Origin of the sequence: Robiginitalea sp. SC105 (assembly GCF_014243345.1) — a bacterium.
GTDB lineage: Bacteria > Bacteroidota > Bacteroidia > Flavobacteriales > Flavobacteriaceae > Robiginitalea.
In genome coordinates this window covers 1,027,129-1,043,329 of sequence record NZ_JACLZF010000001.1, presented here as the reverse complement: position 1 = coordinate 1,043,329, position 16,201 = coordinate 1,027,129, and the positions used below count along the sequence as shown (strand labels likewise).

Sequence of the window (16,201 nt, the reverse complement as noted above, 5' to 3'; positions counted from 1 at the left end):
GGTAAGCCAATCGCTTATAAGTCACCCTTTAGTAAGCCTATTAAAGATACTGTTTTTCCCTTATATCCTTTATCCGTAGTTATAAGCCGCTCAAAACCCCTTATAATTCGATAGGTTGAAAGCCCGTTTCAGCGATCTGCAAATATTTCCTTCAGGCAACTGAACCAAAAAGATTTTTAACTAACTTATGTAACTTCTTTACTCATAACAACTTAAACCCAGGGAAATGAAATGCAAACCGTATTACCTGTTCATTTTTATGCTGTTTATCGGTTGTCATAATCAGGATAAAAGTTCCGAAGGAAAAGACTTCCGGTTAAGTCTGGAAGAATCGAACGACAAGTTGCTGAACCAGGGCAACATTGCTTTTGCAGATTCCCTTTTTGCGTCCGACTACAATAATATGGGCCCGGATGCAGTAAAGGATTTTGTCACCAACCTCAGGACGGCTTTTCCGGACCTTGAGGTATCTGTTGAAAACAAAGTGCAAAACGGAAAGATGCAGGCCTGGATCCGAACCCATAAAGGGACGCACAGGGCACCATTTATGGGGTACCTGCCACTGAATAATGCGATAACATGGCAAAGTACGATCATAAGCGAACGGGATGATGCCGGGATGATTTCCGGGGAATGGGGAAACAGTGACCTCGCGGAACAACTGGAGAAGGCCTCCGCCAATGGGGTTTACACCTATCTTCCTCCCGTGGAAGGACACGCCATAATCAATATGGACCAGTTTATCTGGTCCTATACCAATACCGATACAAAGAGGCAGTTTTCTGAATATGGGGACATTGAATTCAAAGATGGGCTCCTGTTGTATACCGTGAAACATTCCAACTGGCCCGAACGGATAGGTACATCGTTCAAAACCCGGATGCTGGGCCAGTTCGGGGATACGGTTAAATGGAATTTCCTGGATGCCGATGAAAAAATAACAGGCCTGGGTCAGGCCCTCAAAGCTTCTCAATAAGGTCTTGTAACCCCCTGCAGGTTTTCAATTGGCAGTCAGGTAATCCATCGTAAATGGTCAGGATAGCGCCAGTGGATCAAGGAAATCGAATAATTATGTTGAAATGTTGCGCAACGTTATTATTGGTGGCATTTATTTCTTGTCAGGAAAACCCTGTTGAAGAAGTTAATCCGGGTTCTCCAAGTGAAATCATTGATCTCGGAACCCTGGTAACAGAAGATCTTCCCTACAGGATTTGGGGAAAAGACCTGATGGATGCCATCGGATTTGAAAAAGGGAACCATTTTGATGTCCGTGAATGGGGGCCCGTACGTAGATGCCCCCAATCCATCCCTCAGCGTTACCCGGCGCGAATTAGCGATTCACTATGCTTTCTTGTCCTGATATATAAGTAAACTGACGGACGCCGGCCAGGCCGCATTCCAGTATCCTTCCCACCGGAATACAACATTTAACTTAATTAACTACGTAGTTCACTAACTATTTGCTAGTTTTATAAGGATTTCTGACAAAAAATGGACAAAGATTTTATAAAGGCGCTGGGCTACAGGGCGCTGGATAACCGGCTGAAGCGGCTTAGCGACAAAATGATGCACGACACGAGGAAGTTCTTCAAACTCATTGACATGGACGTAGAGCCCAACTGGCATCTGGTTTTCAAATTATTGAAGGAGAACGAAACGCTTACCATGGTGGAAATGGCCGATCAGTTGGGGTACACCCACCCCTCCATGGTGGTCCTGCTCAAAAAGATGACGGCAAAGGGCTATTTGACCTCAGAAACTGATCCTGATGACAAACGAAAACAAAACGTCAGGCTCACCCAAAAATCACTGGATCTCATGCCGCAACTGGAACAAATTTGGGACAGCTGCGAACATGCGTTGTACGAATTGCTGCAAGAAGACCTTGCCATACTGGCAAATCTTGATCACATCGAAGCATCGTTAAAGGCGAAACCGCTGAATGAACGATTTTACGAAGCCTACCACCAAACGGAATAGCAGCATGGCAAAATGATGTCAAACTAAAAGGAAGGTACTATGGCAACTTTAAAAGAAAGGCTCCCGGACGTGTCCAGGAGAGGGATGATCAGGACCTTGGGCCTGGGATTGGGATTGACCGCGCTCCCTTCCTTCATGGCTTCGGCCAAAACGGAGGTGCCAACAGATGCGTTGGACCATGGAGAGCGCATTATCCCGGTTGCAGAAAGGGACTTGATCCAAATGCAAAAGTTTATCGAAGACTGTATTGCGGCCAGCAAAGAATCAAACCCGCAGGAAGCGGTAAAGGAAGTCCTGAAAAGGGGGGTGTCCGACCCTTCGGCCATGTTGAAGGCTATCGGCGAACCCCGGGAAGCCGGCCTGAAGGTCTTTCTGCGCTCCAGGGATTTGACCATTTTCGCGGCCACCTGGACCCCCCAGATGAACCTGATGCCGCACAACCACCTGATGTGGGCGAATATTGGGATTTACACGGGCCGTGAAGACAATATTTTATGGGGACGGGACCAACGGGGGCTGGCAGCCAATGATGTGCGCTGTTTATTTGCCGGGGATGTAGCTACCCTGGACGCAAATGCCATCCACTCGGTAACCAATCCGCTGCCCAGGTTCACCGGGGGCCTACACATTTACGGCGGCGATTTTTTTGCCACCGAGCGAAGTCAGTGGGATGCGGAAACCCTCCTGGAAGCGCCCTCCAACGGGGAGGTAATCCGCAACATTTTTAAAATGGAGAATGAGCGGATGAGAAGGTTGAACAACGGTTAGTCCTGGTTTTTATAATCCAATGGAAATATGAAACGAGTCTTAATATCGGGCGGAAGTCCCTATGAATCGATTATCGGATTCAGCCGCGCGGTGCGTGTCGGCCCCTACATCACCATCGGGGGCACGGCCCCTTTGGATGAAAACGGCAATACCGTGGGCATTGGTGATATCTCCCTGCAAACCAGGCAATGCCTGGAAACCATCAAAACCGCCCTGGAAAAGGCCGGTTCGGGAATGGCCGACGTGGTCAGGACCCGGATGTTACTGGTGAATATAGCAGACTGGAAAAGCGTTGCGGAAATCAGGGCCTCCTATTTCAGGGACATTAAACCTGTGGATACCGTCATGCAGGTGTCCCGTTTCATCAACCCGGATTGGCTGATAGAGATTGAAGTTGACGCCATCGTGACCTCGGAAAATTTTGACTGACCCAACTACGCTGATGGTTTTGAGACACAAACAACTCTGAACCAATCCATGGTGTTCAGGAATACTGAAAGGGTTAGCACGCACCGGACTTTCCCGCCCGGGCGGTCCAGTGCGCAACAATCGGGTGCAATCAACTGGTTTACTGCCTACTACTAGCCGGTGGGATGCTTTAAATGTACTATGAAATACCCCATCCGTACAGGGAATCCGACCACTAGTACAATATGGCGCCAAATGATTGTCTATCAGGCAGGTATTCGTTAATATTAGGTATCCCATTAATATGCCAACTGGCTGGTGAAATCTTTATTGCTGCAACCCTTTCAGGTTAGTTGCCCTGCGACCCTTCCGAAAATGCAATTTTCGTGATCCCCCAAAATTTTTATTCCGGATATCCGGAAATTTCAACCCTAACCAATTAAATACCATCATTATGAACAAGCATGCAGGATTACTGTACCCCGCAACCAATAGCCGTGCAAAAATTACGCTCTGGGCCCTTGGACTCCTCCTTACTACCCTATTGCTCGGCTGCGAGAAGGATACCGCACTGACGGCACCCGGGCCGGAGGAGATGTATTCGCTAAAGAGCAAAAACATCCAGGAACCGGGAACCCCTGAACTATTCGCGTCTGGCCTTCAGGGCACCGCAGGCAGCACAGTCGGGCCCGGCGGAGCGCTTTACGTTACCGAGAACAATGTTTCGGACGGGGGGGATCCCTACAGCAGGATTTCCAGGATTGACCCGAAAACCGGAAATGTAACGACCTATGCGAGCGGGTTGCCCCCGACGATCATCGGGATTGGCGGGGCCTGGGACATCGCCTTCCTGGGAGGGACGGCCTATGTACTGGTCACAATAGTGGACGATCCGCTCTTTCCCACCGGGTTGGTCAACGGCATCTACAGGGTGGACGGGCCTGAAAGCTTTACGGTGATCGCCGATATCGGCCAGTTCAATCTCGACAATCAGCCCACAGGCTTCGATATCATACTGCAAACAGGCGTTCTCTACTCCATCCAGGCCTACCGGGGCGGGTTCCTGGTGACCGATGGCCACCTGAACCGCATGCTGCACGTTACCCTGGACGGGGAGATCAGCATCCTGAAATCGTTTGACAACATCGTCCCGACCGGGCTGGACGTTTCAGGGAACACTATCTATATGGCACATGCCGGGATGGCGCCCCACCTCCCGGAAGACGGTAGGATTCTGGCATTCGGGCCCGACGGGGCATCGGTGAGCACCGTGGCCACCGGGGCACCCTTGCTGGTCGATGTGGAAATGGGCCTCGGCCGGACGCTGTTCGGGCTTGCCCAGGGCATTTGGGAAGGCGATCCGGAAACTGATGACGGAACCCCCGCCACGGCAGACAGCGGCTCCCTGATGCGCGCCAATGCGGACGGTACATTCAGCACGGTCGTCACGCCCATAAACCTGCCTACCTCCCTGGAGATTATCGACAACACCGCCTATATCGTCAACCTGGCCGGTGAGGTATGGAAGGTGGAAAACATCAGCGGCCCGCCATTTGGCTCCTGACCTGCCGGTGGGCACACCTCCTGGGACATCAAACCCGATTCGGTTGCGAACACAATTTTGAAAACCCCGCCTGTATGGCGGGGTTTTTTCAGGTACTTGGCAACCGGTACCGGGTTATCGGGACAACTCAATGGCGAACCCGAACCGGCAAAGCCCGTCGCGAAAATTGCGGATTTGATAACTCCATCAATCGGCGTACAAAGTGCACAATTCACTATATTCATCCGTCAGCGGCCATTTCACACGAACCTATATCCGGGGCGCACCTTTAAAATTTAACTTTATTGCATCAATGAATAAAACCATACCCTACCTGCGATTCCTCCTTTTATGCATTTTTCTACAGCCCGTAGTTGCTTCCGGACAAGTTCCAGAAAATGCGGAAACCGGTTTAAAAATCGGCAGCCCCATCGATGATTTACCCCCCTATATAAAACTTGTAAGCGGTTTTGGGGAGCGCCCGGATTGGTCGCATGACGGCCGGTTCCTTTTGTTTTTGGACAAACCCATGGGCGAGGTTTATGAAATGGAACTGGCCACCGGGATCGTCCGTCCGAAAACCCGGCATTTCAACCATTACGGCTTTACCCGGGCCATGTATTTATCCAATGGGGATATCCTCCTCTCCGGCCCCAGGGAGCTGTTTGACCCGACGGACAACGCCCAAAGGGATAAGGCACGGGACCTAACCTGGTTGTACGTCCTGGATAAAAGCGGTGAAACGCCCCCGGTCCCTTTGAATACCCTCTGTGCGGAAGGGCCGGCTGTTTCCAGGAACCGGATGCGGATTGCCTGGACCCACCGGGATCGGCAGTTGCCCGAGCTGGGTAAAAACAGGGCCAAGTTATTGATGGCCGAAATAGTGTATGAGGACGGGGTACCCAGGCTGGATAACCAAAGGGAGATATTTGATTCAAAGCAGCTGCCCTTTACCCTGGGCCATGCAAGCCTGGAAACACAAAGCCTGGTCCCGCCGGAAGACTTAAAAGTGACCTTTGCGGTTTATACCATCAACGAGGGAAATAATACAGATGTCTATATGGTAGACAGCGAAACCGGAGCCTACAGCACGATCACGAATTCCCCCTGCTGCTACGACGAGCCGGAAGGCATATTCCCCGACGGGTTGCATACGCTGGTCGAACACGGGTCCTCCGAGACCAATGCCTGGCCCCTGCTGGATCTGTATAAGCTGAAACTGGATGGGTCCGGGGAAATGCAACGGTTGACGCATTTCAGGGACTATAAGGGCTACAAGGCCAACCAGGGCGTGATTTCGGACGATGGCAAATACATGGCTTTCCAGATTGGTAAGGACAATACGGAGCCCGGCGTCGGATTTGGGTTTCTGATCATGGATCTGGAAGAGGCTGCCAAACACCTGGAGGGTTTTAAAACCTATGACGATTAACCGTCCTATTCCCTCCGATGCATATATACCTGACCTTAGTTAACCATCCCAAGAACAAGCAGAAGACGTAAACTAATGACCATCGATAAATTAAAAGTGCTCCGGAAGGAACTCCACAGGTATCCGGAGCTGTCGGGTCATGAGAAAGAAACAGCCGGAAGGATCAGGAAATTCATCGCAGCCCACCACAACGCAGAGGTCATTGAAAATATCGGGGGAAACGGATTGGCCGTTGTTTATACGTACTCAGCCAGCGGCCCCACGATCGTCATCCGCTGCGAACTGGATGCGCTTCCCATTGAAGAGGCAAATGATTTTGAGCACCGTTCCCGCAACGAGGGCGTCTCCCACAAATGCGGGCACGACGGCCATATGGCCATTCTGGCCGGGCTGGCATTCTGGTTGAATGACCAGGATTTTGGGAGCGGCAAAGTGGTCCTGCTTTTTCAACCTGCCGAAGAAACAGGTGCCGGTGCCCCGGGCGTGCTGAACGATGCCCGGTTTACCGGCCTGAACCCCGATTACATCTTTGCCTTGCACAATATCCCGGGCCAGCCGCTCCACTCGGTTATAACCCTTAAGGACAGTTTTTCTGCCACCGTCCAGAGTGTTGCTATCCGACTCAAAGGGGTCGAGTCGCATTCTGCCGAGCCCGAACACGGGGTGAATCCGGCACTGTGCATGGCGGAGCTGACACAAAAAATTGACCGGCTGAATATCAATGATGCTTCCCGGGGAGATTTCCGGCTGTGCGTGCCCATCTATTCCAACATGGGTGTGCAATCCTATGGTATTTCTGCGGGGTTCGGGGAGATCCATTACACCCTGCGGACCAAAACCTCAGCGAAAATGGAACGGTTAAAGGAGGACCTGGACCACATCCTCCGGGAAGTTTGCCCAAAACACCAATTGCCTTATTCAGTAAACTGGTTTGAATATTTTCCCGCCGTGGTGAATGACGGGTTCTGCAACCAGGCGATCCGGGAGGCGGCAGACACCTGCAAGTTGGAAGTCATTGAGAAAGGCGCAGCTTTTAAATTCGGGGAAGACTTCGGCTGGTTTTCTGAAAAATACCAGGCGGCGATGTTTGGCCTGGGGGCCGGGTTGGAATCCCCTGCCCTGCATCAGGCCGACTATGACTTCCCGGACGAACTGATCGAAACGGGGATGGCCATGTTCCGGGGAATAATCAAAAATATATTAACGAACAGATGAAGGATTGCAAAATGAACAACAGGAAACAGGGAACAAATGCAGTATGGGGCGGACAGGACGAACTGTTTTACCAGGGAGCCACCCAGGTACCGGTCGTAAACAGCGTAACCTTCGGATACGACAATGTGGATGATTGGTTTGATGTGGCCGTTGGGAAAAAAGAAGGACACATCTATAGCAGGAACACCAATCCCACCGTGGCGGTTTTCGAAGAAAAAGTACGGGTCCTCGAAAATGCCGAAGCAGCCACCAGCTTCTCAACCGGGATGGCGGCGATCAGCAACACCCTGTCCACCTTTTTGGCCAAGGGAGACCGTGTGGTTTCTGTCAGGGACACCTACGGGGGTACCAGTATCATTTTCCTGGAATTCCTTCCCAAAAACGGCGTGGAGGTAAGCCTTTGCGAGACCACGAATCACGAGGAAATCGAAGCCGAGGTAAAAAAGGGCTGCAAATTGCTTTACCTGGAAACGCCCACCAACCCAACCCTGAAAATACTGGATTTAAAACGGCTCATCAAAGCGGCCCACGCAGCCGGGGCACTGGTTGTTGTAGACAATACGTTTGCCACCCCAATCAACCAACACCCCCTGGAACTTGGCGCCGACATCGTATTGCACAGTGCCACAAAATACCTCGGCGGTCATTCCGATGCCATGGGAGGGGTCGTCTGCGGCAGGCAAGCTTTGGTACAGCAAATATTCCATTACCGGGAAATCAACGGGGCCAGCCTGCATGCAAATACGGCCTATATGTTGCTGAGGGGCATCCAAACCCTGGAGTTAAGGGTTTTGCGGCAAAATGAAAATGCGCTGAAGCTGGCGCAGCACCTGGAAAAGCACCCTAAAATTGAACAGGTATTCTATCCGGGGCTGGCGTCCCATCCCGGGCACCAAATCGCCTCGGGGCAAATGACAGGGTTTGGGGGCGTACTTTCATTTTCCGTTAAAGGCGGTTTCGACAAGGTGAAGGTATTCCTGAATGGCCTGGAACTGGCCCATCTGGCAGCAAGCCTGGGCTCGGTGAGCACCCTGATCGGCCCGCCAAAGGTCACAAGCCATGTGGAAGCCACCGAAGAAGAACGAAAGCAACTGGGCATTCCCGAAAACCTGATTCGCTGTGCGGTGGGGATCGAAAATATTGAGGACCTTATAGCCGATTTTGACCAGGCACTTTCAAAAATCTGATATAACCCTTGATGGACATTTGAAAAGAACCGGTTACATACTACTATTTCTGTTTTTGGGGATCCAGTGCGGATATGCGCAAGCTGGCCCTGAAGGCCAGCAAGGCCTGACTCCATTTGACTCCGAAAAACATTGCCGGATTTATCGGGTACAGGTTGCGGATTATCAGGTTTTGGAACTCATTGAATTAAATAATGCCACGCACCAGGGGGTGTTGACCAATCGGGTTTGGAAGTCCAATCGAAAGGAGGTCCAAAAAGATTCCATTGTTCAGAAAATCCGTATCCCGCCATCGACGGCCAGGGGACTAATGGAAGAGTTCAGGGACAAAGGCTTTGAGCGCCTGAAAGACTGCGATGCCATCGAGGATTGCATCCGCGGGTTGGACGGGACCACAACTACTTTTGAATCCATCGATGCCGGTGGCCCGAAAACCGCCTCATTCTGGGAGTTGGAATCTGACTATTACTACGATCAAAAGGCGCTGGAAGTACCCGACGAGGTCCTGAAGGCAAGAAGTTTCATCTCGGCAATCAACAAGGAGTTTGATTTATCGGAGCAATTCCAGAACTTCCTGAACCGACTCCCCCGGGGGCGTTATGCATACAACCACCTCATAATGAAAAAAGGATGATAAAATTCTTCAGACGCATCCGGCAAAACCTCCTTTCGGAAGGTAAAACAGGAAAGTACTTGAAATACGCCATTGGCGAAATATTCCTGGTGATTATCGGGATCCTGCTCGCACTTCAGATCGATAACTGGAATTCCGAAAGAATTGCTAAAGGAACCTTCGAAAGCAACCTGCAATTTGCCATGGAGGACCTGGAACAGGACAAATCGGACCTGACCCGGCTGATACAGGAAAGAAAGCGCGTTTTGGATAAAGCCGACTTCATCCTGCAGGCTGTGGACGAACGAAAAAATCTATCGGCCCGCGAGATTTTTGAAAATTCCGAAATCATGCTTTGGAAATCCTTTGAAATGAACAGCAATGGATTTGAAAGGTTACTGGCATCCCCCATTTATGAATCCCCTCAATTCCAGTCCATCAGAGAAAAAATAAAGAACTACCAGGCCAATTATCAGCGCATCAAGGGCCTTGAAAAAAAGCTCAATGAATCCATTGAGGAAATGGAAATCGAAATGTCCAAAGACGGCTCTATCCTGGAATTATACGAGTATTCCGATCTGGTGTTCAGCCTGTCCTATGCCGGTAAGGAAATCGATGCAGCCACCGATCAGGAAATCCTGGACTTTTCTATGGATTTTGAAAAGTCATTCATTGAAAATCCGCCCATGTTATCGCTGTTCCAACGGGGTAAACTGATTACCCGATCCATTATCCAACAATACGGTTACCACATTGCTTTAGGGGAAGATCTGAGAAAAGGGATCGGGGACTTTATGAACGCACAATGACGAAAGCAACGCCAAAGCCTGATATATGAAGAACCCAATATCAACCATATGACTGCTGCACCAACCATGAAAAAAAGCAGAAAACCCAAAAGGAACAACGCATTTACCAAAAATTACTTTTTTGTCTTAAGCCTGACCATCCTCGCCCTGGGGTTGATCGCGTTTTCGGACAACTACCTCTTCGACATCCATCAGGAAAGCAACAGCGACCCCTTCAAAGTCATCCACGGGCTCATCATGTTCTCCTGGTATACGATACTCGTGATCCAAACCAACCACATCCGGAAATTGAATGTAAAGGCCCATAAAAGACTTGGCCTGTTAGGTTTTGGCATTGCGGTTTTGGTCGTCGTTAGTATCGCCTATTTAAACTACATGGATGTTTCCTACGCTGAACTGCCGTTTTTCGGTAAGGCCAACCGGATCTTCTTTCCGGTATTCATCCTGCTTCTTGCGCTTGGATATGCACAAAGGAATAAACCGGAACTGCACAAACATGCCATCTTCGTTGGGGTCCTATTGATGATGGAGCCCCTGCTGAGCCGGGTAGGCATGAATACGGGGACGGATGCCGCCGTGGTAGCCCCGATCATCTGGCTGATCCTTTGGATTTCGCTTTTTGTATATGATATCATCCGGCTGCGCAGCCTGCATTTCCTGACTTGTTCAGGCCTGATTTTCTGGTTTGCCGTCTATGCGATGGTGTCTTTAAAAACGGTTGTCAAAAAGGGGCTGGAATCCATCAGCCATGGCCCGGTTCTTTTCGCTAACTTTCAGTCAAGCAAAAAACGTTTTTCAACCGGGACTTCGTGTGTGCCGGGACGCAATGCTCCTTTTTGACCAACCCATTACTAAATGATCAGATTCTTTCGGAAAATCCGGCAACGATTTCTCACTGAGAATAAATTCAGTAAATATTTGCTCTACGCATTCGGGGAAATTTTACTTGTGGTTATAGGGATTTTGATTGCCCTCCAAATAGATAATTGGAACGAACAAAGGAAAGTGGACGGAGAAATCTTGAAAGCACTGACGGAGATCCGCAGCAACCTCATCAGCGATAGTCTGAGTATTCGCGATACCCGTATAAAAAAGTTGGACGATATCCACATCCAGTCCACCGTCATCCGTGCATTGGAAAATAGAGCTATTCCTTATGACTCTCTCGAGTATCATCTTGGGAGGGTAATGATCGCAAGACGAATCGTTTTTCTCGACAACGGCTATCAATTGATGAAAAAATTCGGATTGGAGCTATTAAAGAATCTGAAACTCAGAAATGAATTGATATACTACTACACCAATTCCACGAAAAACATCATTGATGACACCGAAGACGACGACTATGAGTTCCTAACCGTTTTCCTTCCCTATGCCCGCAACCATTTTCTCGATTGGAATTATAGTGAAGGAGGCGTACCTGCCGATTATGAACAACTAAAGTCCGACCAATATTTTCTTACCTGTTTAAAACTAAACATCAAAAACGCAGAAAGCACCTTGGCAGCTTTGCAGAATGGGGCCAGGAAGATTCAGGAAATTCTTCCGATGCTTGACGAAGCAATATCGGCTTACGAATAAGATATTTATAAAATATTGCACCCTATGGGCTTTGGGAACAAACATCGAAAGCACAACATATCTATTTGAAATGGACGAGAACGGTAGTCTAAAGAAGCTATGAAACAAATGAAAAAAAATACAAGGAAACCCGCCGCTGTTATTTGTTTGATAATGTTGCTATCAACCCTACCCGTTTCAAAAACATTTGCCCAGGACCACGAACAACAAATCCGGAACATCAGGCAGGCATCCAATGAGGCGCTCAGGGCGTATAACAACGAACTCGTGCTTTCCTTTTTAACGGAAGATGTCCTGACAACTACCGGAAACGGGACCCTGTTAGCCGGGAAAGAAGCCCTTTCGAAATACATAGCAGCAGCAGGGGAGAGTAAGATGTTCTGGGTACGGACCCCTGAAGAAATAAAAGTAAATGAGGTAAAAGGACTGGCCTGGGAAAATGGGACCTGGAAAGGGTATGATCCTGAGAAAGGCGATACATCTATAGTCGGCGGGAGCTATGCAGCCATGTGGACTAAAGAAACGGGCCAATGGCTTATTAAATCGCAGTTGTTTGTAGCATTAGATTGAATTTAAACCCACTCAGGCAGTTGCCGGGAAGGAGGACGCAAAGTTTTTGATCGGAACAAAATTGCCTTATAAGGACCAACCGTTAACCCATGATAAAATTCTTCAGACGAATCAGACAGGATATGCTTGCTGCAAACAAACTCAGTAAATATTTGCTCTACGCCTTGGGGGAGATCCTTCTTGTGGTAATTGGCATCCTCCTGGCCCTCCAGATTGACAACTGGAATCAACAACGCATAGAGGATAGCGAAGAGGTTGAACTCCTAACTGCGCTAAAAGGGGAATTCCTGAATAACCTGGATGTTCTCGACGAATCCATACAGGCCAACAAAGAGGTTACCGAATCCTGTTTCAAACTTACCCAACTCATCCGGGCAGATTCCCTCTCTGAAGTGCCCGAACTGGTGGACCAGTTACTGGTCAATATCGGCGATTTCTATTCATTTGACGCCAGAACAGGAATTTCTGGTGAAATCGTAAATTCAGGAAAACTGGCTATCCTCAAAAACGATGCACTACGGGAACAACTGGGCAATTGGCTCACCATTATTGAAGATTCAAATCAGGACATACTTTTCAGGTCGGATAATTATACCATAAACCTGATGCCCTTCCTGATGAAGCGCTTTCCCCTGGCAAACGGGGAACTCACTAAAAAATTAGACTTTGACAGGAACAATTATCTGGAAACCTACCAGGAGGCTTCTCCCTTTCAATTCGATTTGCCAAAAGAAGACTTTATGGAATTCGAGAATCAGATTTGGCACCATAAACACAATCACGATTATGTGGTGATCAACGAACTGAATTTAAAGGACTTTATAAAATCCACCCTTCAAATGATCGAAGGGGAATTAAGCAAATAATATAAGGGTGATGCCACCGCGAAATCATGGCCGAACCGGTAACTTTTACATACAAACCACATGAAAAATAAAACCTTGGGCATCCTATTGGTGCTAAACCTTTTACTAACCGGGTATTTACTGGTTAATCAGTATTTAAACCGCAATCTGGAGCTAGATTTCTCGGATAAGATCATCGCTGTCCGTGGGTTGGTGGTGACCGATTCGTCTGGTGTGGAGCGCGTGATAATCGGCGCCAACCTACCCGATCCCCAGGGACATGGGAACAGGTTTTCCAGAGGGGGTAGTGTTAGCGGGATCATACTCTACGATTCTGAAGGACAGGAAAGAGGGGGGTATGTAACCGACAATGATTACGGGAATATCTTCCTGACCCTCGATTCCAAAACCTCGCAACGGGCGTTGTTCATTGCCGAGCCACAGGGTGCAGCAACCCTGCAGGTTTGGGGGAATAACGGAAATAAAATCTCCATTGGGGCGGCCGATGAAGGCATCCAGTTTGAACTCATCGAGAATGGCACAAAAAAAGAGTTTAATGAAAAGTAGCAACTATTCTGTTTTTATTGCACTGCTATCGATAATCCTGGCTGGTTGCAAGCAGGAAATCGAAATTCGTGAAAGCGCATTTACTGCAGTTAATCCATTGTCCTACACGGATGTCATCTTCAAATCGGAACGGGACACCGTACTGGTCGCAACATTCAGCGGACGAATAACTGAAAGAATCAGGGGTCAGCAAAAGGAAAAGCTGCTCATCAACCTGCAGAACGAAATATATAGCCTGGCCTACGAGCCGCAAAACCAACTCCTTTATGCCTCCACGCTGCAGTCGGGGATTGTGGTCATCGATGCGACCAAAAATACCGTAATTGATCGGCTTCCTGTTGAGGGCTCCTGGATATCCAATATTTACCTGTCAAAAAACGGGGAGGTCCTTGCCGGTCTTACTGCCCATCGCCAAAACTATATCCGGGACCTGAAAAAGGACCAGCCCATCCCGGTCCCAGAAAAGATTTCAAATTACCGCATATCCGGCCTAGACGAGCAGGGCGCTATCATTTTAAAAGGGAATGGCAAATTCGTTTTTTGGGACGCGCAAACGGATCAGTTCGGGAAGGAACTAACGGGTTCCGGCAAATTAACGGACGTGGATGGGTCCGGGAACATGCTGTTTTTAAATAACAAGGAATTTCAGTTTTACAATGCAAAGGCGGATAGCCTTTCCTTTGTAAAACACCACCCCGACTGGCCCTATTATTACAAAGAACAGGATACGCTTCTAAGAATTCCGATACAGCTGGCCTTGACGGATGGCAAACTGACGGATCGATACATATTTACAGCCGGCGTTGACCGATCTATCAGAAAATGGAACAAGATGGATGGACAGCACCTTGGGGACATTACAGAACACCGGGCCACAATCAGTGCGATGGACTGCTCGCCCGATAAATCGCAATTAGTTTCAGTTGATCTGAAGGGAGGGATTCTTTTTTCCGAAATTGACCAGGAGTAGCAAGCAAGGAGAAACCCGGAACCTCTCCGGCCTTAAAAAATAAATTATGAAAGCAGCCATGACCACCCAAGCCGGAGATCCTGAAGTGATCGAAATTCAGGAAGTTGCCACCCCCAAGGCCACCCCCGGGCAGGTACTGATCAGGGTAAAGGCCTTCGGGCTGAACCGGTCGGAGCTGTTTACCAGGAGAGGGGATTCCCCAGGGGTGGTTTTCCCGCGGATACAGGGGATTGAATGTGTCGGGGTGGTGCAGGAAGACCCTTCCAACACCTATGCAAAAGGACAACAGGTCGCTGCCATCATGGGTGGTATGGGCCGGTTCTTTGACGGAGGTTATGCAGAATTTACCCTGGCGCCCCTGGAAATTGTCTTTCCTTTTCAAAGCAGCCTTTCCTGGGAGGTCCTGGGAGCCATACCGGAAATGTTCCAAACCGTTTCAGGCTCCCTGAACCAGGCACTGGAAATCAAAAAGGGGGAAACCCTGCTGATCCGGGGAGGCACCTCCTCCATAGGCATGTTGTCCTGCCAGCTCGCCAAGTCCCAGGGCCTAACGGTGGTATCCACCACCCGGAATCCTGACAAAAAGCAGGCATTGCATGATAATGGGGCAGACCATGTGGTGCTGGATACCGGAACGGTCAGGGATCAGGTCCGGGAAATCTATCCCGGGGGGGTGAACAAGGTGCTTGAACTCATCGGGACGGCCACTTTGAAAGATTCCCTGAAATGCATTGCCCCGAAAGGCGTGGTTTGCATGACGGGGATCCTGGGCAATGAATGGACCATGAAGGAATTTACCCCTATGGGCGACATCCCTTCCCTGGGAAGGCTTACCGTCTACATGGGGGAATCCAAAAACCTCTCCAAAGAACTCCTGCAGGAATTTATCGAAGAAGTTGAAAAGGGGGCCATTCGATTGAATATAGATAAGGTATTCCGGCTGGACGAAGTGCCGGATGCCCACCGGTACATGGAAGCCAACAGGGCAAAAGGAAAAGTAGTGGCCATCACATGAATGCAAGAAAACAACCTGCTGGCATGAACAAACTAACTGAATCCAGGATTGGCGGATTGTCCATGGTCATTGGGACCCTGCTGTTTTTGATTACCGTGTTCCTTGAATACCGGATTGGGTGGATAAGTGAAGAGGGTGGGCCCGATAATGTTTACGATTTTATCAAGTCGCATTGGCCTGAGCTTCGTAATATTTGGACCTGGCAGATGGTTAGTGGCATTTTGCTCCTCTTGTCATACATCCTGTTTCTGAAGGAATCGAAGGGCATCAAAAGTGCCCTTTGGGCCCTCCTCATGGTTGGAAATATCTTCTCTACTGCCGCTTTCTTTTTAACCCTGGGAAGTTATGGCCCTGCCCTGGAGGTTCATGAGGCATCGCCTGAGATCTTTGAATCCATCAGAGGCGGAATCGCTTCTTTATACAGGAATATTACTATTGGGCCTTTACTTTTTATGTTACTGTTTTGCCAGGAGACCTTTGGAAAGAGCGGGTTGATCCGCAAGACATGGGGAATAGCCGCACTTAGCGGTTTTGCTGTCCTGCTGGCAGTCGGATTGGCCGCTGGTATTTCCGAAAAGATTTCAGGGCTTTCGTATTTTATCCTGCCGTTGGTATTTGGCTTCTGCGCAATCAAAAAAGGAAAGGCTTTACCCAATGCAGACACCGAGGCTGAAAAACCCTGAAACAATTGTTCAACC

At 49.1% G+C, this 16,201-nt stretch carries 18 protein-coding genes; all 18 read left to right on the top strand.

Annotated elements, in window-relative coordinates:
• Nucleotides 1-226 precede the first annotated feature (226 nt).
• The 18 genes from H7F20_RS04645 to H7F20_RS04560 all read left to right on the top strand — a co-directional run bounded on the left by H7F20_RS04645 (nucleotide 227) and on the right by H7F20_RS04560 (nucleotide 16,186).
• The gene (locus H7F20_RS04645; protein WP_185784949.1) at nucleotides 227-976 is read left to right on the top strand and encodes an ester cyclase; all 750 of its coding nucleotides are present in this window, start codon (nucleotides 227-229) and stop codon (nucleotides 974-976) included.
• Nucleotides 977-1,491: 515 nt separating this feature from the next.
• Nucleotides 1,492-1,980 (top strand): MarR family winged helix-turn-helix transcriptional regulator, encoded by a 489-nt coding sequence (locus H7F20_RS04640; RefSeq protein WP_185784948.1) that lies wholly within the window; start codon nucleotides 1,492-1,494, stop codon nucleotides 1,978-1,980.
• A gap of 39 nt (nucleotides 1,981-2,019) precedes the next feature.
• Complete coding sequence (locus H7F20_RS04635; RefSeq protein WP_185784947.1) at nucleotides 2,020-2,748, top strand: hypothetical protein; 729 nt, start codon at nucleotides 2,020-2,022, stop codon at nucleotides 2,746-2,748.
• Nucleotides 2,749-2,775: 27 nt separating this feature from the next.
• Complete coding sequence (locus H7F20_RS04630; RefSeq protein ID WP_185784946.1) at nucleotides 2,776-3,177, top strand: RidA family protein; 402 nt, start codon at nucleotides 2,776-2,778, stop codon at nucleotides 3,175-3,177.
• Nucleotides 3,178-3,610: 433 nt separating this feature from the next.
• On the top strand, nucleotides 3,611-4,720 hold the full coding sequence (locus H7F20_RS04625) for a ScyD/ScyE family protein (RefSeq protein WP_185784945.1): 1,110 nt from the start codon (nucleotides 3,611-3,613) through the stop codon (nucleotides 4,718-4,720).
• Between the two features lie 508 nt (nucleotides 4,721-5,228).
• The gene (locus H7F20_RS04620) at nucleotides 5,229-6,131 is read left to right on the top strand and encodes a hypothetical protein (protein WP_185784944.1); all 903 of its coding nucleotides are present in this window, start codon (nucleotides 5,229-5,231) and stop codon (nucleotides 6,129-6,131) included.
• Nucleotides 6,132-6,206: 75 nt separating this feature from the next.
• Entirely contained in the window at nucleotides 6,207-7,346 is a 1,140-nt protein-coding gene (locus H7F20_RS04615; RefSeq protein ID WP_185784943.1) for an amidohydrolase, read from the top strand.
• Nucleotides 7,343-8,533, top strand: a complete 1,191-nt coding sequence (locus H7F20_RS04610) for a cystathionine gamma-synthase family protein (protein ID WP_185784942.1) — start codon at nucleotides 7,343-7,345, stop codon at nucleotides 8,531-8,533. The genes H7F20_RS04615 and H7F20_RS04610 overlap by 4 nt, the downstream gene beginning before the upstream one ends.
• A gap of 310 nt (nucleotides 8,534-8,843) precedes the next feature.
• Entirely contained in the window at nucleotides 8,844-9,167 is a 324-nt protein-coding gene (locus H7F20_RS04605) for a hypothetical protein (RefSeq protein WP_185784941.1), read from the top strand.
• Nucleotides 9,164-9,955, top strand: coding sequence for a hypothetical protein (locus tag H7F20_RS04600; protein WP_185784940.1), 792 nt, complete (start codon nucleotides 9,164-9,166; stop codon nucleotides 9,953-9,955). Before H7F20_RS04605 ends, H7F20_RS04600 begins: the two co-directional genes overlap by 4 nt.
• A 66-nt stretch (nucleotides 9,956-10,021) precedes the next feature.
• Complete coding sequence (locus H7F20_RS04595; RefSeq protein WP_185784939.1) at nucleotides 10,022-10,795, top strand: hypothetical protein; 774 nt, start codon at nucleotides 10,022-10,024, stop codon at nucleotides 10,793-10,795.
• Nucleotides 10,796-10,873: 78 nt separating this feature from the next.
• Nucleotides 10,874-11,536: a DUF6090 family protein gene (locus tag H7F20_RS04590; protein WP_185784938.1), complete on the top strand. Its 663-nt coding sequence runs from the start codon at nucleotides 10,874-10,876 to the stop codon at nucleotides 11,534-11,536.
• 108 nt (nucleotides 11,537-11,644) lie between these two features.
• Nucleotides 11,645-12,106 (top strand): DUF4440 domain-containing protein, encoded by a 462-nt coding sequence (locus tag H7F20_RS04585; protein WP_221898686.1) that lies wholly within the window; start codon nucleotides 11,645-11,647, stop codon nucleotides 12,104-12,106.
• Nucleotides 12,107-12,258: 152 nt separating this feature from the next.
• Nucleotides 12,259-12,972 (top strand): DUF6090 family protein, encoded by a 714-nt coding sequence (locus H7F20_RS04580; protein WP_221898685.1) that lies wholly within the window; start codon nucleotides 12,259-12,261, stop codon nucleotides 12,970-12,972.
• 60 nt (nucleotides 12,973-13,032) lie between these two features.
• A complete protein-coding gene (locus H7F20_RS04575; RefSeq protein WP_185784936.1) occupies nucleotides 13,033-13,518 on the top strand; it encodes a hypothetical protein in 486 nt (161 codons plus the stop codon).
• The gene (locus H7F20_RS04570) at nucleotides 13,445-14,488 is read left to right on the top strand and encodes a WD40 repeat domain-containing protein (protein ID WP_185784935.1); all 1,044 of its coding nucleotides are present in this window, start codon (nucleotides 13,445-13,447) and stop codon (nucleotides 14,486-14,488) included. The genes H7F20_RS04575 and H7F20_RS04570 overlap by 74 nt, the downstream gene beginning before the upstream one ends.
• A gap of 46 nt (nucleotides 14,489-14,534) precedes the next feature.
• Nucleotides 14,535-15,503 carry a zinc-binding alcohol dehydrogenase family protein gene (locus tag H7F20_RS04565; protein ID WP_185784934.1) on the top strand — a complete coding sequence of 323 codons (969 nt, stop codon included), beginning with the start codon at nucleotides 14,535-14,537 and terminating at the stop codon, nucleotides 15,501-15,503.
• Nucleotides 15,500-16,186, top strand: coding sequence for a hypothetical protein (locus tag H7F20_RS04560; RefSeq protein ID WP_185784933.1), 687 nt, complete (start codon nucleotides 15,500-15,502; stop codon nucleotides 16,184-16,186). The genes H7F20_RS04565 and H7F20_RS04560 overlap by 4 nt, the downstream gene beginning before the upstream one ends.
• Nucleotides 16,187-16,201: the final 15 nt, after the last annotated feature.

Excerpts from the sequence above, each read along its gene's own strand:
- H7F20_RS04585 (WP_221898686.1), top strand. The coding sequence starts at position 11,645 with ATGAAAAAAAATACAAGGAAACCCGCCGCTGTTATTTGTTTGATAATG.
- H7F20_RS04630 (WP_185784946.1), top strand. The coding sequence starts at position 2,776 with ATGAAACGAGTCTTAATATCGGGCGGAAGTCCCTATGAATCGATTATC.
- H7F20_RS04560 (WP_185784933.1), top strand. The coding sequence starts at position 15,500 with ATGAATGCAAGAAAACAACCTGCTGGCATGAACAAACTAACTGAATCC.
- H7F20_RS04600 (WP_185784940.1), top strand. The coding sequence starts at position 9,164 with ATGATAAAATTCTTCAGACGCATCCGGCAAAACCTCCTTTCGGAAGGT.
- H7F20_RS04565 (WP_185784934.1), top strand. The coding sequence starts at position 14,535 with ATGAAAGCAGCCATGACCACCCAAGCCGGAGATCCTGAAGTGATCGAA.
- H7F20_RS04595 (WP_185784939.1), top strand. The coding sequence starts at position 10,022 with ATGAAAAAAAGCAGAAAACCCAAAAGGAACAACGCATTTACCAAAAAT.
- H7F20_RS04610 (WP_185784942.1), top strand. The coding sequence starts at position 7,343 with ATGAAGGATTGCAAAATGAACAACAGGAAACAGGGAACAAATGCAGTA.
- H7F20_RS04635 (WP_185784947.1), top strand. The coding sequence starts at position 2,020 with ATGGCAACTTTAAAAGAAAGGCTCCCGGACGTGTCCAGGAGAGGGATG.
- H7F20_RS04615 (WP_185784943.1), top strand. The coding sequence starts at position 6,207 with ATGACCATCGATAAATTAAAAGTGCTCCGGAAGGAACTCCACAGGTAT.
- H7F20_RS04645 (WP_185784949.1), top strand. The coding sequence starts at position 227 with ATGAAATGCAAACCGTATTACCTGTTCATTTTTATGCTGTTTATCGGT.
- H7F20_RS04605 (WP_185784941.1), top strand. The coding sequence starts at position 8,844 with ATGGAAGAGTTCAGGGACAAAGGCTTTGAGCGCCTGAAAGACTGCGAT.
- H7F20_RS04640 (WP_185784948.1), top strand. The coding sequence starts at position 1,492 with ATGGACAAAGATTTTATAAAGGCGCTGGGCTACAGGGCGCTGGATAAC.
- H7F20_RS04575 (WP_185784936.1), top strand. The coding sequence starts at position 13,033 with ATGAAAAATAAAACCTTGGGCATCCTATTGGTGCTAAACCTTTTACTA.
- H7F20_RS04620 (WP_185784944.1), top strand. The coding sequence starts at position 5,229 with ATGGGCGAGGTTTATGAAATGGAACTGGCCACCGGGATCGTCCGTCCG.
- H7F20_RS04625 (WP_185784945.1), top strand. The coding sequence starts at position 3,611 with ATGAACAAGCATGCAGGATTACTGTACCCCGCAACCAATAGCCGTGCA.